Genomic DNA, 23782 nt, shown 5'->3' on the forward strand with positions numbered 1-23782 from the left:
TCTTATAAATCTTTTTTACCGATAAGAACAGCACCTACAATCCCTGCTAAAATAAGGATAGAAGCCAGTTCGAATGGCAATACATATTCGTTAAACAATAATCTTCCCAGATTTTTCGTCAATCCGACAGAATAATCGATGTTGCTTTCTGCTACTGTTTTTCCGCTAAGTCCTTTGTAAGCACCCAACATTCCGACAAACAAAATACAAACTGAGAAGATCCCGATGAACTTCGGAAGGTTGTCCTTTTTACTTTCGTCTTCTTTATTAAGGTTCAACATCATTAATATATAAAGGAACAATACCATGATCGCACCTGTGTAAACGATGATCTGAACGATACCTAGAAACTGAGCATTAAGAAGAATGTACATTCCTGCGATGGAGAACATGGTCACGATCAGTGAAAGGATCGCGTACATTGGATTTTTTGCAAATACAAAGTAAACTGCACTTGCGATGGCTAAAAACGCTACGATAAAAAATAAAATCTGATCCATTATTTTACTGCATTTTTTTGTTTCTCAGACTGTCTTTCTGTGATGTCAATCCTTGCATTAATTTTCTCAACCAATTTATCTTTTCCGTAGATGAAAGAGTTTCTGTTTTGTTCCACATCAACCAATCTGTCTGTTAAGTAGATCGCAGATTTAGGACAAGCCTCTTCACACATACCGCAGAAGATACATCTCAACATATTGATCTCATAGATCTCAGCATATTTTTCCTCTCTGTAAAGATCTTTCTCCTCTTTTTTTCTTTCGCCAGCTGTCATTGTGATGGCTTCTGCAGGGCAAGCCACGGCACAAAGTCCACAAGCTGTACATCTTTCTCTGCCTTCCTCGTCTCTCTTCAAAACGTGTTGGCCTCTCCAGATTTCTGCTCTTGGTTTTTGAACCTCAGGATAAGAATATACATTTGGAGCACGTTTCACAACGGTTCTCACAGCGTGCTTCAAAGTGATTCCCATACCTTTGAAGATCGCAGGTAAGTAGATCTTTTCGCCCAAGGTCATTTCTTTATTCGAAACAACTTTTGATCTGTTAGTAAGTTTCATTTAATTATAGATGTTAGATGTTAGACATTAGATCTTAGACCGTTCTTGTCTTATATCTTTAATTATTATTCAATTTTAATTTCCAAATGCTAAAATTACAGCACCTGTTACCATTAGATTTATTAATGCCAAAGGAATCAAAGTTTTCCATCCAAGGTGCATCAATTGGTCATATCTGAATCTCGGAAGTGTCCATCTGATCCACATAAAGATCAAGATTCCCGTGATTGTTTTGATCAAGAAAGCAACGATACTTAAGATTCCGGCTGCATTTTCTCCCCAATGTTGAGTCACCCAGTCGATTCCAGGATAGTTGTAACCTCCGAAGAAAAGAACCACGATGAATGCATTTGAAATGAACATATTCACATATTCACCAAACATGTACAATCCTAATTTCATTGATGAATATTCGGTAGAGTATCCAGTTACCAATTCAGATTCACATTCCGGTAGATCGAAAGGGTGACGGTTGGTCTCTGCCAAAGCTGCAACAAAAAATATTAAGAATGCTAATGGCTGATAAAGAATATTCCAGTTGATCCCGGAAATTGCAGGAATGAATCCCCAAATTTTTCCAGTAGCTTGTGCTTCAGAAATCGCTTTCAAATCAAGACTTCCTGTCATCATAATGATAGAAAGAAGTGCCAATCCCATTGCCAACTCGTAAGAGATCATCTGTGAAGAAGCTCTGATCGCTCCTAACAATGAATATTTGTTATTGGAAGCCCAACCTCCAATCATAATTCCGTAAACACCGATTGAGGCCATTCCGATGATGAACAAAACGCCAACGTCTATATTAGCAACTTGAAGATCGTAAGAAACACCGCCGAAATTCAATGTTTTACCCCAAGGAATCACTGCGCCAGTGATCAATGAAATAAACATGACCAAAGAAGGTCCTAATATAAAAAGGAATTTCTCAGCGTGTTGTGGCGTAAAATCCTCTTTGAAGAAAAATTTACCACCATCTGCCAACGGTTGCAACAATCCGAAAGGTCCCGATCTGTTTGGTCCAATCCTGTCCTGCATAATAGCGGCCACTTTTCTCTCCGCCCAAGTAGAGTAGGCAGCGACAGTAAGTGCCAGAAGGAATAGTGCAAGTACTAATATGATTTTAAAAGTCAGTAATTCCATATCAATTTATTTGAGTTTTGATTCTTGAGAATTCTCAATATCAAATTGTCTCATTATCTAATTTTTCAATTTCTTTTTCGTCTGAAACACCAATTTCTTTGGCTTCAAAGTTTTCTAAAACATTGTAGCTGTCTGTTTTTTTCTCGTAATGGTTAAGAGAGATCACAGAATGTCTGTCGATATGTCTAGGTCCTTCGATGTTCCAAAGTGCAGTATCTTTTTTATGGAAACGACACTCGTCACAGATCCATTCTTCAACTTCACCGTATTGGTCTTTTCTGGCAGTTACTCTTACTACTTCATCACCTTTCATCCAAACTACCGCTTTTCCACTACATTTTGTACAAGTACAAGTTGCGTTGTAAGGTTTTGTGAACCAAACTCTGCTGGTGAATCTTGCAGTTCTATCCGTTAAAGCTCCAACTGGACAAACATCGATCACGTTTCCGATGAAATCATTGTCCAAAGCTTTGTTCAACATTGTAGATATCTCCGCGTGGTCACCTCTGTAAAGGATTCCGTGTTCTCTTTTTTCCGTTAATTGATTCGCTGCCAATACACATCTTGCGCAAAGGATGCAACGGTTCATATTCAATTTGATGTTTGGACCGATGTCGTCTGCATCATAAGTATTTCTTTCAAACTCAGTTCTGGTCTCAAGATTTCCGTGTTCATAACCAAGATCCTGAAGATGACATTCTCCCGCCTGATCACAAACCGGGCAATCCAAGGGGTGATTTACCAAAAGGAATTCGGTCACTGCTTTTCTACCTTCCTGTGCTTTTTCGGAACTAAGGTTTTTCACTTCCATTCCGTCCATTACGCCAGTTCTGCAACTTGCGACTAACTTCGGCATTGGTCTCGGGTCTGCTTCGGAACCTTTGGAAACTTCTACCAGACACGTTCTGCATCGTCCTCCGCTGGTTTCCAGTTTGCTATAATAACACATAGCTGGCGGAACAGATTTCCCACCGATTTGTCTTGCAGCTTCCAAAATAGAAGTACCAGGCAAAACTTCAGTCGTCTGTCCGTCTATGGTAACTTTAAATTTTTTGACTTCTTCGCTCATATTTCAAGGTTTTAGATCTTCGGATTTTAGATTTTGATGAAATCTTGTCCTAGATCTTTTGTCAATTCTATTTATTTTTAAAATATAACTTCGTGTATATTTTATTTCTTTAATTTTCTATTAAAAACGTATCCAACGCCAAAATTAACTTGGTAGAATACGAAGTCCTGACTGGCTTTATCAGGTTTATTGTTAAGAGTAGTTTTGATATCCGGCATATTGATGTAGCCAAATTTTCCTTCTACTCTTGCCATAATGTGATCCCAGAAAACAAAATTGATACTCGATCTTGCATCCAATCCGAATCCTGCGACGTGGTATCTATCACTTCTCTCGTTTCCGAATAATTTTACATTACTCTTTGGAAAAAGAACGCCTGCGCCACCGCCGTAAGCCCAGAACATATCAAAGTTCTTTTTGCTTGACAGATTTTTATATTTTTCAAGACCTACATTCACATAATTCAGTCCGTCTGTATGCTCAAAGGTAAGGAATTGCTCATCAGCCAAATTAACCTGACCATTCTGAACCATTGCTGCATATGTTGGATCTGAGATATTTCCTCTGAAATTAGCAATTTGATTCTGATCCATCACATACTTCATATGATCCTGAGAAACAACAAGTGCTACATTATCTTTCAAGAAATAAGCAAACCTAAAATTAAACTGAGGAATAGATAGTCTAGTTGGATCTATATATGCCATACTTAATTCTGATGGTCTGTCGTGAGCTTCAACATTGTTCAATGTGAAGTCATAACCATTCCCTTTGAAACGAATATCAGACTTACTAAATCCCGCTCTGTTCCAACCCCAAAAAATGAACATTGTTCCCTTTTTGAAACTCTTCTTTTTATTAATTTGAGGTAGTTCAAAAGAATCAAAATAACGACAAATTTGAGTTGTATCTTTTCCTAAACTTTGTCCAAAAACAAAATTCAGCCCAACAAAAAATACAAAAACTAATTCAAAGAACTTCTTCATTATAATATCTTCTACTTCTTATTTGGCAACTGCAGGGATTGGGTCTGCATAATTTGCTAAACCGTAATTTTGAGTCTGACTTAGTTCTGGATTGTTCACGTGCCATTCAAACTCATCTCTGAAGTGTCTGATAGCAGCAGCAACCGGCCAGGCAGCAGCATCTCCCAAAGGACAAATGGTATTACCTTCGATTTTTCTCTGGATGTCCCAAAGCAAATCAATGTCTGCCATTTTACCTTCTCCTTTTTCTATTTTTTTCAAGATTTTGTACATCCAACCCGTTCCTTCACGGCAAGGCGTACATTGTCCACAACTTTCGTGGTTGTAGAATCTTGCTAATGTCATCGTATGATTTACCACACATTGGTCTTCGTCCAAAACGATAAATCCGCCTGAACCCATCATTGTTCCGGTCGCAAAACCACCGTCAGCAAGGGATTCGTAATTCATATATCTTGGTTCACCATTGATTGTTTTCAATAATAAGTTTGCAGGAACGATTGGAACAGAACTTCCACCAGGAATACAGGCTTTCAGTTTTTTACCATGCGGGATCCCACCACAATATTCATCAGAATAAATAAATTCCTCAACGGTGATGGTCATATCAATTTCGTAAACGCCTGGTTTGTTGATGTTTCCACAAGCTGAAATCAATTTGGTTCCTGTTGACCTTCCAACGCCAATTTTAGCGTATTCAGCGCCAGTAATATCGATGATTGGAACAACTGCAGCAATGGTTTCAACATTGTTCACCACAGTTGGTCTTTCCCAAAGTCCTTTGATAGCTGGGAAAGGTGGTTTCAATCTTGGGTTTCCTCTTTTACCTTCAAGAGATTCGAGTAGGGCAGTTTCTTCTCCACAAATGTAGGCTCCGGCTCCTCTTTGAACATAGATTTCACAATCAAAACCAGTTCCTAAGATATTTTTTCCAAGAAATCCGGCAGCTTTCGCTTCTTCAATCGCTTCTTCCAAAATATCAGGAATCCAGGAATATTCTCCTCTGATGTAGATGTACGAAACATTGGAACCCAGAACGAAAGACGAAATCAACATTCCTTCAATTAATAAATGAGGAAGAAACTCCATCAAATATCTGTCTTTGAAAGTTCCTGGTTCAGACTCGTCGGCGTTGACAACCAAGTGTCTTGGAACGCCTTCCGGTTTTGCAAGGAAACTCCACTTCATTCCAGTAGGAAAACCAGCACCACCACGACCACGAAGTCCGGAAGTTTTAACTTCTTCAAGAACTGCATCGGTAGTCATTTTCAGAGCTTTCTCTGCTGCTTCGTAACCACCGTGTTTACGGTAAGTTTCGAAATAGCGGATTCCCTCAATATGTGCGTTTTTAAGTAAAAGTTTTTTACTCATTATTTATAAGCTTATAGCAATTGGCTTTTGGCTTTTTGCTTAATTATTTGTTTAAATTAATTCTTAACCTAAATCGATGGCGCCTTGTCTGCAAAGGTCAATTATTTCGTCAACTTTTTCGATGGTCAAATGCTCGTGGTAGAATTTCCCCAACTGCATCATCGGTGCATAACCGCAAGCGCCAAGACATTCTCCAGGTTTTAAAGTGAAGAGTCCGTCTGCTGTAGTTTCGCCGTCTTTAATATTTAATTTTGTTCTGATGTGGTCGAGGATATTATCACTTCCATTCAGCATACAAGGACCGGTTCTGCAAACTTCCAAAACATATTTCCCAACCGGCTTCATATTGAACATTGTATAAAAAGTCGCAACTTCATATACTTCAATCGGCGTGATGCTCAATAATTCTGCAACATAATCCATCACTGGAACAGCCAGCCAGCCATCAAATTCTTTCTGTGCAATGTGCAAGACAGGAATCAATGCAGATTTTTGTCTGCCTTCTGGATATCTCGCCATAATTTTATGAACCTGCGCTAAGCTTTCAGGTTTAAAAGCAATTGTTTCGCTCATCTTATTTATTGTATTATTGTACGATGTACAATGTACTAATGATTTATTTTGGTCACTGTAAATTCGTTAATACTTTTTACAATGATACTTTTTTACAATTTTATGCGTCTAATTCTCCCGCAATGATATTCATACTACACATCGTTACGATTGCATCAGATATTACTGCGCCGGTAATCATTTCCGGATATGCTTGGTAATAAATGAAACAAGGTCTTCTGAAGTGCAATCTGTAAGGCGTTCTTCCGCCATCGCTCACAAGATAGAATCCTAATTCTCCATTTCCACCTTCTACAGCGTGGTAAACTTCACCTTTAGGAACATCTGTTTCTCCCATTACAATTTTGAAATGGTAAATCAAAGCTTCCATTTTGTTGTAAACATCCGCCTTTTCAGGAAGATAGAAATCCGGAACATCCGCGTGGAATGGTCCTTCTGGAAGGTTGTCGTAAGCTTGGTTGATGATTTTCAAAGATTCCCAAATCTCCTGCTGACGAACCATAAAACGGTCGTAAGTATCGCCCGCAGTTCCAACCGGAATGATGAAATCGAAATCCTCGTAAGAAGAATAAGGTTGTGAAACTCTTACGTCATAATCAACGCCAGCTGCACGAAGGTTTGGACCAGTAAAACCGTAGCTCAAAGCTCTTTCTGCTGAGATTGCGCCTGCGCCAATGGTTCTGTCCATAAAGATTCTGTTTCTTTCTAACAATTGACCGAATTCTGCAAATCTTGCAGGGAAAGTTTTCAGGAAGTCTTTCAACAACTCGTGGAACTTCGGTGTGAAATCTCTTTCGAAACCGCCGATTCTTCCCATATTGGTTGTCATCCTTGCACCGCAAATCTGCTCGTACATATCGTAGATACGTTCTCTTTCGATGAACATATAAGTCAGTCCTGTAATTGCTCCGGCATCCATTCCTGTTACACCATTACAAATCAAATGGTCACCAATTCTCGCCAACTCCATCAAAATCACACGCATATAATCTACACGTTTTGGAACTGTGATTTCAAGCAACTTCTCGACTGTCATATGCCAACCCAAATTGTTGATTGGGGCAGAGCAGTAGTTCATTCTATCGGTAAGCGTCGTGATTTGTGCAAAGTTTCTTCTCTCAGAGATTTTTTCAAATGCTCTGTGGATATAACCTACAGTTTGCTCAGCGTGAAGAATCCTTTCTCCGTCCATCGTAAGAACGTTCTGGAAAATCCCGTGAGTTGCAGGGTGCGTAGGACCAAGATTCAGGGTGTATAATTGCCCGTCGATTTGTTCTTTGCTGTCGTATTGGTTAAGTATATTAGATAATGAGTTATCTTTCATATTCTTTATAATTGATAATTGATAGGTGATAATCGATAATCATTTATCTATCATCATTTATCATTTATATTAATTTTATCTTCCGAACATACTATCGTTCTTGTCTGTTCTGGTTCCATCTTCCAAGCGATATTCTTTCAGCATTGGATGGTAACCCAGGTCTTCCATATTAAGGATTGCTCTCAAGTCCGGATGTCCTTTGAATTTGATTCCATAAAAATCAAAAGTCTCTCTTTCCATCCAATTGGCACCAGCAAATAATTCCGTCAAAGAATCAACTTCTACATTTTCTCTCGTCATAAAAACTTTGAGACGTATTCTGAAATTGGTCATCATATTATGCAAGTGATAAATGACGCCGATTTCCTTCTCAGGTGTTTCAGGATAATGAATCCCGCAAACGTCTGTCAAAAAATTAATTTCTAAACTTGAATCTTTCAAATAATGAATCACCTTTTTGATATCGTCTTTCTTTATTTCAACAGTCAGCATCCCGTAAGGCTCTGAACTTGAAATCACAGACTCAGGAAATTCTCTCGTGATAGCTTCTAATACAAATTCGTTCGTCATTATTTCTTAGTTGTCGATATTGTATGAATCTAACAAATGCTGATATTCTGGCATATCTCTTCTTCTGATGCTTTCGCTTTCTGCCAAAGCTTGCACTTGCATTACACCTTCGATGATTTGTTCCGGTCTCGGAGGACATCCTGGAACGTACACGTCAACAGGAATAATTTTGTCAATCCCCTGAAGAACCGAATAAGTATCAAAAATACCACCGCTGGAAGCACAAGCACCAACAGCAACTACCCATTTTGGCTCAGCCATCTGGGTGTAAACTTCTTTCAAAACGGGTCCTAATTTTTTAGAAATAGTTCCGCAAACCATCAACATATCTGCCTGTCTTGGAGAAAAGGAGTTTCTTTCCATTCCAAATCTTGACGCATCATATGTTGGATTCAATGTCGCCATAAATTCGATTCCACAACAAGAAGTAGCAAAAGGTAGAGGCCAAAGTGAAAACTTTCTTGCCATCCCAATCACACTGCTCAATTGTGTTGCGAAAAATCCTTCTCCTTCAAATCCTGGAGGAGCGGGCGCATCTGTTTTTATTACTGGTTTATTATCTGACATTTTTTCTAGATTTTAAATTTTAGACTTTAATTGATTCAATTTTAAATCCAAAACGTAATTAAATTAATTTATTTGTCCCAATCCAAAGCACCTCTTTTCCAGACGTAGAAAAAAGCGACAAAGAAAATAGCAACAAACGTAAGTACGGCTACAAAGCCTTCCATTCCAAACTCTCTAAAGTTCACCGCGTACGGGTAGAAGAATACAATCTCGATATCGAACAATACGAACAAAACTGCAGTCAGGAAATATTTGATGGAGAATGGTGTTCTAGCGTTACCTTCACTCGGAATACCACATTCCCAGGCTTGGTTTTTTACAGAATTCCCTTTCTTCTGCTGAGGACCCAAGAAATGAGCACCTAACAAAGAAATAGCTACGAATCCAAGACCGACTGCGGCCTGAATTAGTATCGGGATATAATTTTCGGGTAAATTCATAAGGTCAAATTTAACTATGCAAAAATACTAAATAAAGATTTAATATAGTAAATTATCGGCCTTATGTAAACAAGAGAAAAGTCTGTTTTGGTAAATTTAGAACAGTTATAAATAAGGGTCTATTTGTCTTTTTTGCCCATATTCCTTAGGACGAGATAGGCAATGTAGGCAATGTAGAGAAACAATACGCTGGCAAACAGAATGTTGATGACCGCATCCAATCTGTCATCCTTAATAGGTTTGTAGAAATTGTAAGCCACAAAGAGGATTATCAGGCCAACGTAAATGTATAGTTGCTTTTTCAATAGGAATCAATTTTTACAAGATTAAAATGTTTATTCAAATTTATATTTTGTTAAACAATTGTTTAATTAATCTCAAGTGAGTAAGTTCGTCTGCTTTTGTGATGGACAGGATGGTAATCTTGCCAAAGAACCTGCACGCTCTTGTTTTCCTCCAATTCTGGATTGGTTTCAAGATATTTGATGCCTTTGTTTTTGAGGTTCATTTGAATCGCTTTAAAAATCATTGAAGTTACACCTCTCCTTTGATATTCTGGATGGATTCCTATCAGGTAGAAATTAGCGCGCTCATTTTTCTTTCCAGCCTGTAAAAAGTGCCACCAGCCAAATGGGAAAAGTTTTCCCTTTGATTTCTGCAAAGCTTTGGAATAAGAAGGCATTGTGATTGCAAACGCCACCAACTGATTGTTCTCGTCAGCAACACAAGTGATGTAATCTTTATCTATGAAACCGAAATATTTTTCCTTATAAGTTTTGATTTGCTCATCAGAAATCGGTGTGTAAGTGGAAAGGTGTTTGTAGGTTTCATCCAATAATTTGAACATCGATTCTACGTAAGGCAAAATTTCTTTTTTATGTTTGAATTGTAAAGTTTTTAATTTATACTTCTGAGCAATCAAAGAACTGAATTTCTCCACTTTTTCAGGCAAGATCTCGGGGAATTGCAATTCAAATTCAACCCATTCTTTTTCTTTGACAAGTCCAAGATTTTCCAAGTGTTTTGGATAATAATCATCGTTGTAAAGTCCAATCATCGTCGCCAATTTGTCAAACCCGAAAGTCAACATTCCAGCCTTGTCAAGATTCGTAAATCCCATTGGACCTTCGATTTTATCGATTTGATTTTCCTTGGCAAAATTAATGGCGATATCAATCAAAGCTTTGGAAACTTCCGCATCATCAACAAAATCTAACCAGCCAAATCTGACTTTCTTGATGTCAAGTTCTTTCTCTTCTTTTCTATTAATCAAAACAGCAATTCTGCCAACGATTTTATCATTTTTATAAGCTAAAAACTGCTTCGCTTCAGAATAATTAAGAGCGGGATTTTCTTCTTTTTTCCAGATATTTCTTTCTTCATTGATCAATGGCGGAACGTAATTCGGGTTGTTTTTGTAAAGTTCCATCGGGAATTTGATGAAATCCATTTGGTCCTTTTCCGTAACTACTTGCTTTATATTGATATTTCCCATATTCTTGTTTATAGATTAGACAAAGATAGTTTTTAAGGAAAAAAAAGCAAGGCTTTGGTATGATTTTTACATCAAAAGTTGTAATTTATTTTAATGTAAATTGAAAATATAATGACTGGTTACTATTTAATTATTGGGATTTCTATGCTGCTGAGTTGGATTGTTTCATCACGATTGAAATCCAAATTTGAACACTACTCCAAAGTTCACCTTAGAAATGGACTTTCTGGGAAAGAAATCGCTGAAAAAATGCTGAGAGATAACGGAATCAATGATGTTCAGGTCGTTTCCGTTCCAGGACAACTGACTGACCATTATAATCCGGAAACTAAAACTGTCAATCTTTCCGAAGCTGTTTATATGCAGAGAAATGCGGCTGCGGCTGCGGTTGCTGCTCACGAATGTGGTCACGCTGTTCAACACGCCGTTGGCTATTCTATGTTGCAATTGAGGTCTAAAATGGTTCCTATTGTGAATATTAGTTCCAATCTTTTGCAATTTGTTTTGATGGGCGGAATCGTGTTGATGGCGATGAGCGGTAATAAAATTGTCTTAGCGATTGGTGTTGTACTTTTTGCGATCACCACTTTATTCGCATTCATCACATTGCCGGTAGAGTACGATGCTAGTAATCGTGCATTGAAATGGTTGGAAACTACAGGAACAGTTTCCAGAGAAGAATATGCAGGCGCAGAAGATTCCTTGAAATGGGCAGCAAGGACATACGTTGTTGCAGCTTTAGGTTCATTAGCTCAGTTGATGTATTTTGCATCATTATTGATGGGAAGTCGAAGATGAAAGTTATAGAATATTAAATTCCAAAAGCATCTCGGACAGTTCGTCTGAGATGCTTTCTTTTTTTGAGGTTTTGAAGTTGGCTTCAATCGTGCAAATTTCCTCCGCTTCGAATGAGGTGATTTTCGCATCATATTTATTTAGCAAGGTAAAGATGATGTTTTGCTGAGAGAATTTGAACTTCAATTCAATTTTTGATTCTAATTCTTTCGTGATGATTTTTGCTTCTTCCAAAGTATATTTTGCAGATTCTTTGTAAGCTTTTACCAATCCACCTACGCCTAATTTTGTTCCACCATAATATCTAATGACAACGACAAGAACATTCGTAATCTGATGAGCGAGAAGCTGATTGTAAATAGGCAAACCTGCACTTCCGGATGGTTCGCCGTCGTCATTCGCACGGTAATTTTCGCCGTTAATTCCCAAACGATAGGCGTAACAATGATGGGTGGCTTTTGGATGAATGGTTTGAAGGTGATTGAGTCTCGATTTGACTTCAGATTCAGAATCGACAGGGTAGGCAAAACCGATGAATTTGCTGCCTTTTTCCTTCATAAAAACGTCCTCGATCTCTTTGTCTATGGTTTGGAATTCAAACATTTTTCAAAAATAGAAATTCTATCATAAAAAATTCAAATATCAGGTCGGAAAAGCGGAATTGATTGTCTATACTTCACATTTACAATTGATTAATTACAAGAGTCTTAAAATTTGATAAAATAAAAATTCCAACTATTAATTTTTATGTAATTTTGCATATTAAAATTTATTAATATCAATGCCTAATACACTGATCATTGGCTCCGGATGTTACATTCCGGAAAACATAATAGAAGGTTCATATTTCAAGGATTCTGTTTTCTATGATGATAATAATCAATTGATTGAAAAGCAAACAGAAGAAATTATCCAAAAGTTTGTAGATATCACAGAGATAGAAAGAAGAAGATATTTGAGTCCTGAGGATTTCAATTCGGACCTTGGTCTCAGAGCATCGTTGGAGGCTATTGAGGATGCTGGTATTGATAAAGAGGAAATCGATTATATCATCTACGCGACCAATTTTGGCGAAGTAGATGTGGATGGAATTCCTAATTTTATGCCCTCATTGTCAGCTAGATTGAAGAATAAATTGGATATCAAAAACAGATCTTGTGTCAATTATGATATGATCTTCGGATGTCCAGGTTGGGTAGAGTCTCTGATCCTTGCAGATACATTGATAAAAGCTAAAAAGGCAAAAACGATCCTGGTTGTCGGTGGTGAAACTTTGAGTAGAGTAACCGACGAATTCGATAGAAATAAGATGATCTTCGCAGATGGCGCTGGTGCGGTTGTAGTGACGGCAACAGAAGATACTACAGTTGGCGTTTTGGCGGACAGTACGCTTTGCGATAACGGCGAAGAACTTAATTACCTTGCAAACGGACCAAGTCTGAATCCTGCGTCTAAAGAACCAAGGCAATATATCCAAATGAAAGGGCGCAAGATCTACGAATATGCTTTGAAAAATGTTCCAGACGCCATCAAAGCAACGATAGAAAAAGCGAACCTTGATATTTCTGACATCACAAAAATATTGATCCACCAAGCCAATGCAAAAATGGATTACGCCATGATCGGCAGGCTTTTCAAATTGTACGGACAAAAGGATTATGACCACGCGATCTCTCCAATGACGATTCAGGAATTTGGAAATTCTTCTGTGGCAACGGTTCCGACCTTATTTGATCTGATTAGAAAGGGAAAAATGGAAGGTCAGACGTTCATTCCGGGCTCTCACATTCTTTTCACATCCGTTGGGGCGGGAATGAACATCAATTGTGTGATCTACAAATTTCCAGAAGGGAAAATTTAAAGTAAAATCGAAACTTAAACGTTCATTATATCAAGGAATAAATTTTTATTCCTTTTTTGTTTTTTATTAATATTAGTATGCAAAAGAATATCTTATTTCTTCTGGGCATTTTTCTTGTGCTGGAAGTTTATGTTTACCAAGCTTTTAAAACAGTTTATACCAATCAGAATGCGAAATTCATCTATTGGGTCCCGACCATTCTGATCTACGGGTTTTTACTCTATTCCGTTTTCACTTTCAACAGAGGTTCGCACGATTATCTGAGTTTTCAGATCGTGTTTTCAACCATTTTGATCTTTGTTTTACCGAAAATTCTGGTTGCTGTCTTTCTTTTGGTTGAAGATATCTTTAGGTTGTTCAATTTTGGATACCATTATGTAGCGACAGAGAACCATGATTATCCGTCAAGGAGAAAGTTTGTGAGTCTTGTTGGTCTAGGTTCTGCTGCGGTTTTGGCTGGTTTGGTTTTGGACGGCATTGTCTTTGGCAAATACCGTCACAGGGCAAGAATCGTCAGATTGAAACTGAAAAACTTACCAGCGGCCTTCAAAGATTACAAGATCGTTCAGATCTCGGATGTTCATAGTGGTAGTTTTCAAAATCCAAAGCATTTGCAACACGCCATTGATCTGATCAATAAGCAAGACGCTGATCTAATTCTTTTTACCGGCGATATGGTCAATAATTACGCGGATGAGTTCGTTCCTTTCATAGACTTGTTTTCTCAGATCAAAAGTAGAGATGGGAAGTTTGCTGTTCTGGGAAATCACGATTATGGTGACTATGGCGACTTTAAGACCAAAGAAGAAAAAGCTTTGAATATTCCTCAGTTGATTGAATATGAAAAGCAGGCAGGTTTTGAGATGTTGAGAAATGAGCATAGAATCATTGAGAAAAATGGCGAAAAACTATACATTCTAGGCGTAGAGAATTGGGGTATTGCACCGTTTCCACAATTCGGAGACTTGGACAAGGCAACTCAAAATGTGCCTGCGGAAGCTGCAAAGATCCTGATGTCTCACGACCCTTCGCATTTTGATGCGATTGTGAAAAACCATCCTAAAAACGTCCAACTGACCATCTCTGGACATACGCACGGCATGCAGTTCGGAATCGACCTCAAAAACTTCAAATGGTCACCTGTAAAGTATAAGTATCCTAAGTGGGCCGACCTTTACGAAAGCGAAGGGAAATACCTCTATGTCAACCGTGGTTTCGGTGTGATAGGCTATCCGGGTAGAGTAGGTGTTTTGCCTGAGATTACTGTTTTTGAGTTAAGCTAAATTAATTTATCTTTTTAATAAAAATAAAGCCTGTTTATCAAACAAATGATAACAGGCTTTTCTATATGATTTCTATAGGGTCTCTATACGGTCTCCATACGCTGACGATATACCTTTAGGATTACGATTAATTAAATAAAATAAAGCTTTTTTTGCTTACTTAAAAATCAACTACTGTGGTATAATTGCAGCTTTAAATCTGAATTTTAAAGAATTATTATCACTTTATAACATTCTGGTAGAAGCTTTAGAACAAATAATCCTTCATCCTGGAAACGGCAATTTCGTGCTCGTCTATAAACTGGAACAGGTCTTCAAGTCGGTCTTCAAAACTTCTACTAAGATTGATCTTTTTATAAAATGGTATAATAAATGGCAGTTTATCCTTGCTGAAAAGTTGCCAGGCGTTTGCGTAGATCATCACGTATTCGTTGGATTTCAGACTTTCCAAAAGCATGCTTTCGTAATACTTCATCGGCGTCACCTGGAGCACATAATCATTGAACGGAAGTTGCGAGTAAGGCGACTGACTTTCCGGCACGATCGTCAAATCATTTTCGGTGTAGATCTCTGTTTTCGCAGTGAGCTTTCTCCAAAGAAAATCGATCTTGGAATCCTCGATATTCGAGACGTAAATGAAGTCCATTTTCTTGATCTCAGGGTAGGGAAGGCGATGTGATTTTTGTCTCAATCCTTTGATCGGTTTGTCCAAAATCTGCTCCAGATCTTGCTTGGTTTTGGTAACCATTTTGGTGTCGGAATTGACATTGTAAAGTGCAATCTCGTGACCAGAAAGTGAAAGGTTTTTTAGTAGTTTTTGGAGTTGCTCGGCAATGGAAACTTCAACAAAGAATGTGGCCTTATACTCGTGTAGCTCCAATAACAAAAAGATGATTCTGGTATTTTCTTCGATAGACGATATCAATTGATGCTCAGAAAATTTGTTGTTTTTTTCTCTGCCCTTTTCCGAAATCGCTATGTTGAATGTTAGTAAAATCACTTAAAGTTAAATTTTAATTTTATTTATAAATATTTAAAAATCAAATGTTAAAACTGTTATAGCTTAAATTGATGATTTAGATTTTTCTATTTCCCTAATTTCTTCTTCAGGTTATTTATCATATCTATAGACATGGATGAAATGTCAAACTTGTAATCTAATCCCCAATCCTGTTTAGCAGCAGAATCATCAATACTTGCAGGCCAAGAATCTGCAATGGCCTGACGAAAATCGGGCTCGTATTTTATCTCGAAATCAGGGATTGTTTTTTTGATCTCAGCGGCCAATTCTGAAGGCGTAAATCTCATCCCGCCCAGGTTGTAAGAGTAACGGATTTTCACCTGTTCTTTTGGAGCGGTCATTAGCTTGATCGTTGCATCGATCGCATCGTTCATATAGAGCATTGGCATCGCCGTATCTTCCTTGATGAAGCTCGTGTATTTTGCATTTTCAACGGCCTCATAAAAAATCTCGACAGCGTAATCAGTAGTTCCTCCACCTGCTGGCGCTTTCCAAGAAATAAGACCCGGATAACGGATACTTCTGATGTCAACACCGTACTTTTTGAAGTAATATTCACACCATTTTTCACCAGCCATTTTGGAGATTCCGTAAACCGTTGTTGGGTTCAGTACCACTTCTTGTCCCACGTTTTCTTTCGGAATTCCTTTTCCGAATACGGCGATGGAACTTGGCCAGAATATCTTTTTCAGCTTTCCTTCTTTTGCCAATTCGCAAAGGTGGATCAATGGGTCCAGGTTCAGTTTCCAGGCGAAGAGCGGTTGTTTTTCCGAGGTTCCGGACAGTAAAGACGCCAGGTGATAGACAGTTGTGATGTTGTGTTCTTTGATCACTTCTGTAACGGCTTGGAAATTAGTAACATCTAGTCTCTCGTAATAGCCAGCTTCTGTAATGCCCTCTTTCCATTTCTCAAGTCCGGATGCGATGACGTTTTCTTTACCGTACATTTCACATAATCTGACCGTGAGTTCTGTTCCTATCTGCCCTAGTGCGCCCGTGATGAGGATTTTTTCTTGTGGTGTTTCCATTTTTTACTTTTATTGATTCGCAAATCTAATTAATTTAAATAGTTGAGTACAATTTTTCAACTGCAAAAGATTCCCGTAGTTCGAGTTGTTAAAATAAAACAGTTGAAATACTTTGTGAGATTGCGGTATTAGTTTAATTTTATGTTCAGAAAGACTTACAATTTCAGTTCCAAAATATCATATCCTATGAAAACGAATTCCATAATCAATACCAATGAACTTTATCAAATTTCTAATCAATCGAATCTAAGGATCTTTGATGTGCGAACTGGTCCGAATGCTAAAGAAGAATATCAGAAAAAGCATTTGAAGAATGCTGTATTTGTAGATTTGAATCATCATCTGGCCGAAATTGATGATCCGAAAGATGGTGGTCGACATCCGCTTCCGAAGTTTGGGTATTTCATAAAAACCTTAGGGAGATTGGGAATCGACAAGGATTCTGATGTTGTGATCTACGATGATAAGAATGGTGCGAATGCTGGCGCGAGATTTTGGTGGATGCTGAAGGCGGCTGGTCATAAAAAGGTTCGTGTCCTGAATGGCGGTTTACAATTTGCAGAAAGTCAAGATTATCCTTTAGCCTCCGGCGATGAGAGTTATCCAGAAACCGAATATATTTCTGAAGTCCATGATTGGCAATTGCCTCAAGTTTGGATCGACGATGTGAAGGGCGCAGCAGAAAATCCTGAATACTTGATTGTTGATGTCCGCGAATCTCAGCGTTACAAAGGAATCACCGAGCCAATTGATCTGGTTGCGGGACATATTCCCAGCGCAGAGAATTTTCCATTTTCTGATAACTTGGATGAGAATGGTTTATTCAAATCGCCAGAAATCCTTAATGAAAAATATACTGAGTTCTTTAAGAATAGAGATTCCAACAAAATCATTTTCCATTGTGGAAGCGGCGTTACAGCTTGTCATTCGCTCTTAGCTTTGGATTACGCTGGTTTTGAACTGCCAAATCTATATGTTGGGAGCTGGAGCGAGTGGAGCAGGAATTTTGATGTTAGGTAAAATCGTAGAATTGTGAAATCGTTTATTCGACAAACAATAAAATCGGAAAATCAACAGTTTTACAAATCATCAAATTAACGATTTAACGGATTAACAACTCAACCAATTAAAAACTCGCTCTGATCTGCATACTTCCAATGTGGATCGTTCTTTCGCCGGAGTTTCTGCCTTCGTAATTCACATTCAGTTGGATGAATGAGTTGATGGCTTGTTGAATGAATAGCGACCAAACCTGGTTTTTCCCAACTTTCAAACCTTCCAACATTTGATTTCCGACGATGCTGAAATTATTCCCGGTAAAGTCATTATTAATGAAAGAAAAATTCGCTCGCACGGACGTTTTGACCTTTTCCCACTGAAGCGTTCCGGAGATTTCGTAAGTTTTCAACAACTCTTCACCATCGGTTCTTTTCTTTTGACGAAGCGCGCCGAAAAGCTCTGTCTGTAAGCTTTCGGACAGTTTGTAGGTCGCTTTCGGTTTCGTTTCCCAGTTTTGAAGGAGATAATTTCGCGAATCGTAAACCTGCGAACTATTGGTCACATTTTGAATCGAGTTTTCCCAATCTGTTCGGAAAGATTTGGTGAAGGAATAGCCGACATTCAGGAAGTGTGATCTTTGACCGTGTGCTTCATTACTGAAATTGGCGTTGACCAGATTGTCATTGTCTGTGTAGCGGTAACTCCCGTTCCAACCAGATTTGTCATTAGAATTGAGTAGAGCCGATGCTAAAATATTCTGTGTTCTCAACAATTGGTCGGTCTCTTTTTTGAATGGATTCCACACCAGAACCTGATCACTTTTAAGATAAGAATTCTGTGAAAGCAATGAGAGATTGAAGTTCCAACGTTTCAGGAATTCGTTTTGAGAACTGATGATAACCGATGGGTTCACGAATAAGGCAAGCTGAAGCTTGTTTTTGTTAGAAGCCAGGTAATTCACACTATTAGTATAAACCCGGATGTATTGCGCCAGATCGGCGTATTCTGCCGCTTCAAACTCGTCGAGTTGCTGGATGCCGTCATTGTTGTAATCGGTCCATTTGTAAACGCCTTGTCCGTCTGTCACTTTGATGTACTGGAATTCGCGCTGCGCCTCCTGACCATTTCCAAGTTCATAGAAAAATTGCAGGCGCATTCCGTTTTTGAAAAGCTGCTGGTTGTACAAGATATTCCCCACCACAAAATCCTGATTTTGGTCATTTGCCAAACTCTTGTCCTCGTAGAAGAACTTTCTGTAATGGAACAATGTGGACAATTGCGTCTTTTCGGTCTTGATGATCTGACTTTCTGCCATGATCCCGACAATGTTGTTCATCTTTTGAAGGCGGTTATCCTGTACAGAGTCGTTGCTTCGGAAATACAGTTTGGTCAATAATTTGGTTCTGGCTGAGTCAGCGATCTTTTTCTGGATGAACAATTCCTTCCAACTGAAACTTGTCAAATCCAAAGTCTGGGTCGTGTTGTATTTTTTCTCGTTGTGTTCCATAGCTCCGCCCAACATCCAGCTGCCTTTTTTACCAGCTAATTCTGTAGAAACTGTACCACGGACGAAGGTGGTGTTTAGGTCTGTCGATTTGGTGTCAAGGTATGAAACTGCCGCGAGATTGTTGAATCTTCCAATTTTCCATACAGCATCCAGATCGTTTTTGATTCCTTTGTAAGAGTCGGTTTCCTCAAGATAATTGATCTTGTAATTGATCTTGGAAGTTTTATTGAAGTCATTAAGGAAAGAAAAGATGAATCGGTTTTGCGTGATCTGATTGAACTCATTGGTCAAATTGAAATCACGCCAGAAGTCTACATTATTGATCCTGTCCAGAATGTGGAAATTCTTTTGGATCACTTGATATTCCACCATTGGTGTTCCGGTCCAAGTGTTTTTTCGGAAAGTTTTGTTGGCGTAGATCCTTGCGGCGTAACCAATGTTCTGGTCATTGTCCCTCGAAGAAAATGCATTGAGGTCATAATTGCTTAAGGAAACATCTGTCCCGACGACGCCTTCGTTCAAAGCATATTCTACGTTGGCGGAATAAACCTGAGACTTTTCTGGTGCCGGCAATTTCCGAACAGCAAGATAATCACCTAAGCCAGTTCCCATATATTGGAAAACCCTACCATTGTTGGTGGTCTGCTGCAATTGATAGTCACCTTTGCCACTACCAAAATAGGTGAATGAAACCTGATAGAGCACCTCGGTTTGATTCGTTGAAAATTCATAGTAGAAAGAATCGCCCGAGAACACCTTTTTGTAAAGGATCTTGTTGACATCATATTCTGTTTCTATGCCAGAAGGTGAGAACATCAAAGTCGGGTCGTTTCCTGCATTCACGAGTTGAAGTTGATCCTCTTCGCTAAGGTTAAGCGAAAGTGGTGCGTTCTTGTTGTCATTCTCCATAAACCAACTGAAGCCTGCTTTCAGTCTTTCTCGCTGATGTTTGATGTTTCCCGTAATCAGGAATCTGGTGTAATTTCTGTTTGTATAATTATAGGAAACGTTGATGAAGTTTTGTTTGTATATCGGTCGGAAACTGGTGAATGTGATTTCGCCAGTATTATAATTAACGACATAATCCTGATTTTCGCCACGCTTCATCAAAACGCCATCGATGAAAACCTGCTCAGAACCAGAGATGATCGTGATAAATAGTTCTCCGTTTTTTCCGGTCAATCGATAAGGGCCTTGGTTTCCCTCGATTCCCTGGAAGCGCATCCGGAAAAACTCACTTCGCGCAACGCCACCTGAAACGTCGACAGAGGTTTTGTTGCCATTCTTTTCCCAAGCTGTGAGAAACTGCAATCCCATACTTCTTCTCTGGTAACGACCGAAATAGGTGGTCTCATCATTCAGATCAAGATGTCCGGCTCTTATGATGCTGTGGTTTTTGATATTGAGCTGAAGGTAGATCTTATCGAATTCCTGCAAAGTCTGCGTGTAACCATCTGCTTGAACCGGAAGGTTGTGGTCCGAAATAGAAGCCAGGATCGAAACATCAGGACTTAGCTTTCCAGAGATCTGCATATCCATAGAACTTTGGACAGAAGAACCTTGGTTATTTCCGAAGGTGATTCCTCTAATGATCGATCCTTTGGAATTGAGTTCTCCAAGGATTCTTTTCTTATCATTTTTTACGAGCACTTCTTCATCATAAATCACTTTATTTTGTTTTTTTACGAAGTCAAGCGTGTCTTTGGTGAAAAAATACTGGTTGATCTTTGAAATGAGAATACTGTCTTTTTTAAGGGAATCTTGGGGGATATTCGGGTTCTTCCAACTGAAAATCTGTGCGTTAAAGAGATTTAACGCAAAAAAAACCAATGTTAACAGAAAAATTTTATTTATCTTAGCCACCCTTTTGTCATGATGTGTAAAAGTACTAATAATAGGCGTTGAAACGAATTAACAATTATTTAAAACGGGAAACGACCTCTTAAAATTGTAGTTAGCATTAAAATTTTATATTTGCCACAGACAAAACGAAACAATAAAACAATAACAATTTTAAATTTTTATATTATGAAAAAATTCTATTCTCTATTAGCAGCAGTTGCTTTAACTGCAACAGTAAGTGCGCAAGGTACAGAAACGTTCTCAGCTCAGACAGCTTTGTCAACAGCTTATGCAAACGGTAGCTTCTCTGGAGAAACTAGTGGTGTAAGTGTTGATTATGTTCATTCTCGTGACGAGGATACTTATGGTATCACTGGAAAAGGACTTATGCTAAGAAGATCAGACGAGCCAAGTTCTGTAGAGTTCACAATTCCTAATGGAGTTGGTTCTTTTACTTTCAAATACAGAAAAGCTTTTACAGGAGGAACCAACACAAGAGTTCTTGCCGTTTTTGTTGACGGAGTACAAACGACAGTAACTCCTGCGTTTGGAGCTGCTGGAGAAGATACTACGGTATTGACTTCTACTACTCCAGTTAACAAATCTGGATCAGTAAAGATCAAAATCTCTTATCCAACTGGAACTGCTGCAGGAAACAAACAAGTTACTATTGATGACGTTTCTTGGACTGCATATACGACTATGGCTGTGGTAGATGCAAACAATGCTAAAGCTAACTTGGTGAAGAACACAATCGTTTCTAACGAATTGATCTTCGGAGCTTCTGCGAAAGTATCAGTTTACAACACTGCTGGTCAAATCGTGAAAACAGCTGAGGTTTCTGATAACTCTAGATTGGACGTTTCTGCGTTGCCAAAAGGAACTTACGTGGTAACAGGTCTAGTTAACGGACAGGCTGTATCTCAAAAAGTTATCAAAAAATAATTAAAATAAATGTTAAAAAAATGCTCTCTGTAATTGGGAGCATTTTTTTACTTATTTTTACGTAATCAATTTTAAACTTTAATAAAATGAAAAAAATCTTTACTATTTTAAGTGTTGCTGCAGCAATGACAGTTTCAGCACAAAGTAACCTTTTTGCTGGCTCTGATTTTAATGATTGGACTGCTTTTCAATCAAGCTTAGGATTTGATCTTAAGTCTGGAGAACAAAGTGCAGCTGGTGGTGTTGGTGGAACAGGTGCATTAAAAATTACTGATAATACAGGCACATCAAACATTTATGTAATGACAGCTAATAAAAACATGAATGTTACAGGAATCAATTATATTACATTGAAGGTAAAAGGTGTTGCTGGTGGAATTTCTTTCAATGCTGGAGATGGAACAGCTGCTGGAAGTAAGTATTTCAACGTTCCCGCAGGTACAACTGGAAATGTTACTCTGACTGCTACAGGAGCAAATTCTTATACAGGAAGCATCAATACTAATGATTGGGTTACCATCACATTAGATCTTACTGGAGTATCTTGGGGGTCAACTCCATCTTTTTCTATAAAGTTACAAAAGAGTTCGACTAATGCGTTGTTTGTAGATGATATCAAAGGTTCTGCAACTTTAGCAGTTGCAGATTTTGCAAAAACAAACTCTATATTGGTTAAAAATACTGTTGTTGGAGAATCTATCGCTTTCGCTAAAACTGCCGATATCCAAATCGTAAACGCTGCTGGTCAAGTTGTAAAAGCTGCTAAAGTAACAGAAGGTTCTACTTTGAACGTATCTTCTCTTGCTAAAGGTGTTTACATCGTAACTGGTTCAGTTAACGGAGAAAAAGTATCTCAAAAAGTGATCAAAAACTAATCTAACCTGAGTTCGGGATAAAAAATGAGATATAATTTGTAAAAAATAGCAATAATTCGTATATTTAAGTTTCTGACATTCAAATATTTAAACGATTTATTGCTATGAATTTGAAAGTCCAAATTACAAATATTTTTGTACAAATTGATGATTTTTGTAAAGAGTTTGATGCACAAATTAAAAAATTAAAGCTTAATGCTTTAGGAGACAACAAGAGGAGAAGGAACAGAAATTCAAAAATGTCTGATTCTGAAATTATCACAATCATGATAGGTTTTCATTTGGGAGCTCACAAAACGTTTAAGCATTATTACAAAGAAATAGTTTGTGGGTATTGGAAAGATCTGTTTCCAAACAGTCTTTCCTACAACAGGTTTATCGAACTTCAACAAAGATGTTTTGTTGTTTTTGCCTTATTTTTAAAAGAAAAATGTCTGGGAAAATGCACAGGAATAAGCTTTATGGATAGTACAACTTTGAAAGTTTGCAGAAACCAAAGAATACATAATCATAAAGTTTTCAAAGGTTTAGCAGAACGCGGAAAATCCTCACTGGGTTGGTTCTACGGTTTTAAACTGCATTTGGTATGCAATGAAAAGGGAGAACTTTTATCTTTTTATGTGACAAAAGGAAATGTGGATGATCGAAATCCGACACACATTAAGAAGATGACCAAGCAACTGTTTGGGAAATTGTTTGCCGATAAAGGATACCTTTCAAAAGCCCTGTGGGAGATGCTTTTTGCAGATGGAATTCAACTCTTTACCAAACTTAGAAAGAATATGAAAAATCATATTATGACTATGGAAGACAAGATTTTGCTCAGAAAAAGAGCCATCATTGAAACCATAAATGATGAATTGAAGAATCACTGTCAGGTTGAACACACCAGACATCGCAGTGTGAGCAATTTTATAATGAATATTTTGGGAGGGCTTACAGCATACTGTTTCTTTCCAAAAAAACCGTCACTTAATTTGAAAAAAGTAAATGACGGCCAATTATTTTTAAATTTTGCTTAAACCGAACTCAGG

24 protein-coding genes are annotated in these 23782 nt (G+C 38.1%); 7 read left to right on the forward strand and 17 right to left on the reverse strand.

The window, feature by feature from the left end:
* Positions 1-2 precede the first annotated feature (2 nt).
* The 13 genes from AXA65_RS04945 to AXA65_RS05005 all read right to left on the reverse strand — a co-directional run bounded on the left by AXA65_RS04945 (position 3) and on the right by AXA65_RS05005 (position 10592).
* Positions 3-500 carry an NADH-quinone oxidoreductase subunit J gene (locus AXA65_RS04945; RefSeq protein ID WP_063969014.1) on the reverse strand — a complete coding sequence of 166 codons (498 nt, stop codon included), beginning with the start codon at positions 498-500 and terminating at the stop codon, positions 3-5.
* Positions 500-1057, reverse strand: a complete 558-nt coding sequence (locus AXA65_RS04950; RefSeq protein ID WP_063969015.1) for a NuoI/complex I 23 kDa subunit family protein — start codon at positions 1055-1057, stop codon at positions 500-502. Before AXA65_RS04950 ends, AXA65_RS04945 begins: the two co-directional genes overlap by 1 nt.
* 75 nt (positions 1058-1132) lie before the next feature.
* Positions 1133-2197 carry an NADH-quinone oxidoreductase subunit NuoH gene (nuoH, locus tag AXA65_RS04955; RefSeq protein ID WP_063969016.1) on the reverse strand — a complete coding sequence of 355 codons (1065 nt, stop codon included), beginning with the start codon at positions 2195-2197 and terminating at the stop codon, positions 1133-1135.
* Positions 2198-2237: 40 nt separating this feature from the next.
* Complete coding sequence (locus AXA65_RS04960; protein WP_063969017.1) at positions 2238-3266, reverse strand: 2Fe-2S iron-sulfur cluster-binding protein; 1029 nt, start codon at positions 3264-3266, stop codon at positions 2238-2240.
* 101 nt (positions 3267-3367) lie between these two features.
* On the reverse strand, positions 3368-4096 hold the full coding sequence (locus tag AXA65_RS04965) for a hypothetical protein (protein WP_371131538.1): 729 nt from the start codon (positions 4094-4096) through the stop codon (positions 3368-3370).
* Between the two features lie 174 nt (positions 4097-4270).
* Positions 4271-5623: an NADH-quinone oxidoreductase subunit NuoF gene (gene nuoF, locus AXA65_RS04970; protein ID WP_063969019.1), complete on the reverse strand. Its 1353-nt coding sequence runs from the start codon at positions 5621-5623 to the stop codon at positions 4271-4273.
* Between the two features lie 63 nt (positions 5624-5686).
* The gene (gene nuoE, locus AXA65_RS04975; protein WP_034975451.1) at positions 5687-6196 is read right to left on the reverse strand and encodes a complex I 24 kDa subunit family protein; all 510 of its coding nucleotides are present in this window, start codon (positions 6194-6196) and stop codon (positions 5687-5689) included.
* 100 nt (positions 6197-6296) lie between these two features.
* Positions 6297-7520, reverse strand: coding sequence for an NADH-quinone oxidoreductase subunit D (locus AXA65_RS04980; protein ID WP_063969020.1), 1224 nt, complete (start codon positions 7518-7520; stop codon positions 6297-6299).
* Positions 7521-7595: 75 nt separating this feature from the next.
* On the reverse strand, positions 7596-8090 hold the full coding sequence (locus AXA65_RS04985; RefSeq protein ID WP_063969021.1) for an NADH-quinone oxidoreductase subunit C: 495 nt from the start codon (positions 8088-8090) through the stop codon (positions 7596-7598).
* 6 nt (positions 8091-8096) lie between these two features.
* Positions 8097-8657, reverse strand: coding sequence for an NADH-quinone oxidoreductase subunit B (locus tag AXA65_RS04990; RefSeq protein ID WP_063969022.1), 561 nt, complete (start codon positions 8655-8657; stop codon positions 8097-8099).
* Between the two features lie 68 nt (positions 8658-8725).
* The gene (locus AXA65_RS04995) at positions 8726-9097 is read right to left on the reverse strand and encodes an NADH-quinone oxidoreductase subunit A (protein WP_034975442.1); all 372 of its coding nucleotides are present in this window, start codon (positions 9095-9097) and stop codon (positions 8726-8728) included.
* A gap of 119 nt (positions 9098-9216) precedes the next feature.
* A complete protein-coding gene (locus tag AXA65_RS05000; protein ID WP_063969023.1) occupies positions 9217-9402 on the reverse strand; it encodes a hypothetical protein in 186 nt (61 codons plus the stop codon).
* Positions 9403-9464: 62 nt separating this feature from the next.
* Positions 9465-10592 carry a GNAT family N-acetyltransferase gene (locus AXA65_RS05005; protein WP_063969024.1) on the reverse strand — a complete coding sequence of 376 codons (1128 nt, stop codon included), beginning with the start codon at positions 10590-10592 and terminating at the stop codon, positions 9465-9467.
* 111 nt (positions 10593-10703) lie between these two features.
* Here AXA65_RS05005 and AXA65_RS05010 point away from each other — a divergent pair, with 111 nt between their 5' ends.
* Positions 10704-11390 carry a zinc metallopeptidase gene (locus tag AXA65_RS05010; RefSeq protein ID WP_063969025.1) on the forward strand — a complete coding sequence of 229 codons (687 nt, stop codon included), beginning with the start codon at positions 10704-10706 and terminating at the stop codon, positions 11388-11390.
* A 3-nt stretch (positions 11391-11393) separates the two neighbouring features.
* On the opposite strand, the gene AXA65_RS05015 is transcribed toward AXA65_RS05010, so the two are convergent.
* Positions 11394-11990: an IMPACT family protein gene (locus AXA65_RS05015; RefSeq protein ID WP_063969026.1), complete on the reverse strand. Its 597-nt coding sequence runs from the start codon at positions 11988-11990 to the stop codon at positions 11394-11396.
* Positions 11991-12168: 178 nt separating this feature from the next.
* Between AXA65_RS05015 and AXA65_RS05020 the strand changes: the two genes are divergently transcribed.
* Together AXA65_RS05020 and AXA65_RS05025 are read left to right on the forward strand one after the other, a co-directional pair.
* Positions 12169-13248: a 3-oxoacyl-ACP synthase III family protein gene (locus AXA65_RS05020; RefSeq protein WP_063969027.1), complete on the forward strand. Its 1080-nt coding sequence runs from the start codon at positions 12169-12171 to the stop codon at positions 13246-13248.
* A 77-nt stretch (positions 13249-13325) separates the two neighbouring features.
* Positions 13326-14531, forward strand: a complete 1206-nt coding sequence (locus tag AXA65_RS05025; RefSeq protein WP_063969028.1) for a metallophosphoesterase — start codon at positions 13326-13328, stop codon at positions 14529-14531.
* 247 nt (positions 14532-14778) lie between these two features.
* Here AXA65_RS05025 and AXA65_RS05030 read toward each other — a convergent pair whose 3' ends face one another.
* The gene (locus AXA65_RS05030; RefSeq protein ID WP_063969029.1) at positions 14779-15531 is read right to left on the reverse strand and encodes a hypothetical protein; all 753 of its coding nucleotides are present in this window, start codon (positions 15529-15531) and stop codon (positions 14779-14781) included.
* An 86-nt stretch (positions 15532-15617) separates the two neighbouring features.
* Entirely contained in the window at positions 15618-16580 is a 963-nt protein-coding gene (locus AXA65_RS05035; RefSeq protein ID WP_063969030.1) for an NAD-dependent epimerase/dehydratase family protein, read from the reverse strand.
* 186 nt (positions 16581-16766) lie between these two features.
* Between AXA65_RS05035 and AXA65_RS05040 the strand changes: the two genes are divergently transcribed.
* The gene (locus AXA65_RS05040) at positions 16767-17600 is read left to right on the forward strand and encodes a sulfurtransferase (protein ID WP_063969085.1); all 834 of its coding nucleotides are present in this window, start codon (positions 16767-16769) and stop codon (positions 17598-17600) included.
* Positions 17601-17706: 106 nt separating this feature from the next.
* Here AXA65_RS05040 and AXA65_RS05045 read toward each other — a convergent pair whose 3' ends face one another.
* Positions 17707-20940, reverse strand: coding sequence for a hypothetical protein (locus AXA65_RS05045; RefSeq protein WP_371131537.1), 3234 nt, complete (start codon positions 20938-20940; stop codon positions 17707-17709).
* Positions 20941-21114: 174 nt separating this feature from the next.
* Between AXA65_RS05045 and AXA65_RS05050 the strand changes: the two genes are divergently transcribed.
* The 3 genes from AXA65_RS05050 to AXA65_RS05060 all read left to right on the forward strand — a co-directional run bounded on the left by AXA65_RS05050 (position 21115) and on the right by AXA65_RS05060 (position 23770).
* Entirely contained in the window at positions 21115-21873 is a 759-nt protein-coding gene (locus tag AXA65_RS05050) for a T9SS type A sorting domain-containing protein (RefSeq protein ID WP_063969031.1), read from the forward strand.
* 86 nt (positions 21874-21959) lie between these two features.
* Positions 21960-22748, forward strand: coding sequence for a T9SS type A sorting domain-containing protein (locus tag AXA65_RS05055; RefSeq protein WP_063969032.1), 789 nt, complete (start codon positions 21960-21962; stop codon positions 22746-22748).
* A 104-nt stretch (positions 22749-22852) separates the two neighbouring features.
* The gene (locus tag AXA65_RS05060) at positions 22853-23770 is read left to right on the forward strand and encodes an IS982 family transposase (RefSeq protein ID WP_063969033.1); all 918 of its coding nucleotides are present in this window, start codon (positions 22853-22855) and stop codon (positions 23768-23770) included.
* The last annotated feature ends 12 nt before the right edge of the window (positions 23771-23782 follow it).

The organism is Chryseobacterium sp. FP211-J200 (assembly GCF_001643375.1).
In the GTDB taxonomy this organism is placed as follows: Bacteria; Bacteroidota; Bacteroidia; order Flavobacteriales; family Weeksellaceae; genus Epilithonimonas; species Epilithonimonas ginsengisoli.

Coding starts and splice junctions, on each gene's coding strand:
- AXA65_RS04945 (WP_063969014.1), bottom strand. CDS start 500: ATGGATCAGATTTTATTTTTTATCGTAGCGTTTTTAGCCATCGCAAGT.
- AXA65_RS04950 (WP_063969015.1), bottom strand. CDS start 1,057: ATGAAACTTACTAACAGATCAAAAGTTGTTTCGAATAAAGAAATGACC.
- nuoH (WP_063969016.1), bottom strand. CDS start 2,197: ATGGAATTACTGACTTTTAAAATCATATTAGTACTTGCACTATTCCTT.
- AXA65_RS04960 (WP_063969017.1), bottom strand. CDS start 3,266: ATGAGCGAAGAAGTCAAAAAATTTAAAGTTACCATAGACGGACAGACG.
- AXA65_RS04965 (WP_371131538.1), bottom strand. CDS start 4,096: ATGTTCATTTTTTGGGGTTGGAACAGAGCGGGATTTAGTAAGTCTGAT.
- nuoF (WP_063969019.1), bottom strand. CDS start 5,623: ATGAGTAAAAAACTTTTACTTAAAAACGCACATATTGAGGGAATCCGC.
- nuoE (WP_034975451.1), bottom strand. CDS start 6,196: ATGAGCGAAACAATTGCTTTTAAACCTGAAAGCTTAGCGCAGGTTCAT.
- AXA65_RS04980 (WP_063969020.1), bottom strand. CDS start 7,520: ATGAAAGATAACTCATTATCTAATATACTTAACCAATACGACAGCAAA.
- AXA65_RS04985 (WP_063969021.1), bottom strand. CDS start 8,090: ATGACGAACGAATTTGTATTAGAAGCTATCACGAGAGAATTTCCTGAG.
- AXA65_RS04990 (WP_063969022.1), bottom strand. CDS start 8,657: ATGTCAGATAATAAACCAGTAATAAAAACAGATGCGCCCGCTCCTCCA.
- AXA65_RS04995 (WP_034975442.1), bottom strand. CDS start 9,097: ATGAATTTACCCGAAAATTATATCCCGATACTAATTCAGGCCGCAGTC.
- AXA65_RS05005 (WP_063969024.1), bottom strand. CDS start 10,592: ATGGGAAATATCAATATAAAGCAAGTAGTTACGGAAAAGGACCAAATG.
- AXA65_RS05010 (WP_063969025.1), top strand. CDS start 10,704: ATGACTGGTTACTATTTAATTATTGGGATTTCTATGCTGCTGAGTTGG.
- AXA65_RS05015 (WP_063969026.1), bottom strand. CDS start 11,990: ATGTTTGAATTCCAAACCATAGACAAAGAGATCGAGGACGTTTTTATG.
- AXA65_RS05020 (WP_063969027.1), top strand. CDS start 12,169: ATGCCTAATACACTGATCATTGGCTCCGGATGTTACATTCCGGAAAAC.
- AXA65_RS05025 (WP_063969028.1), top strand. CDS start 13,326: ATGCAAAAGAATATCTTATTTCTTCTGGGCATTTTTCTTGTGCTGGAA.
- AXA65_RS05035 (WP_063969030.1), bottom strand. CDS start 16,580: ATGGAAACACCACAAGAAAAAATCCTCATCACGGGCGCACTAGGGCAG.
- AXA65_RS05040 (WP_063969085.1), top strand. CDS start 16,767: ATGAAAACGAATTCCATAATCAATACCAATGAACTTTATCAAATTTCT.
- AXA65_RS05050 (WP_063969031.1), top strand. CDS start 21,115: ATGAAAAAATTCTATTCTCTATTAGCAGCAGTTGCTTTAACTGCAACA.
- AXA65_RS05055 (WP_063969032.1), top strand. CDS start 21,960: ATGAAAAAAATCTTTACTATTTTAAGTGTTGCTGCAGCAATGACAGTT.
- AXA65_RS05060 (WP_063969033.1), top strand. CDS start 22,853: ATGAATTTGAAAGTCCAAATTACAAATATTTTTGTACAAATTGATGAT.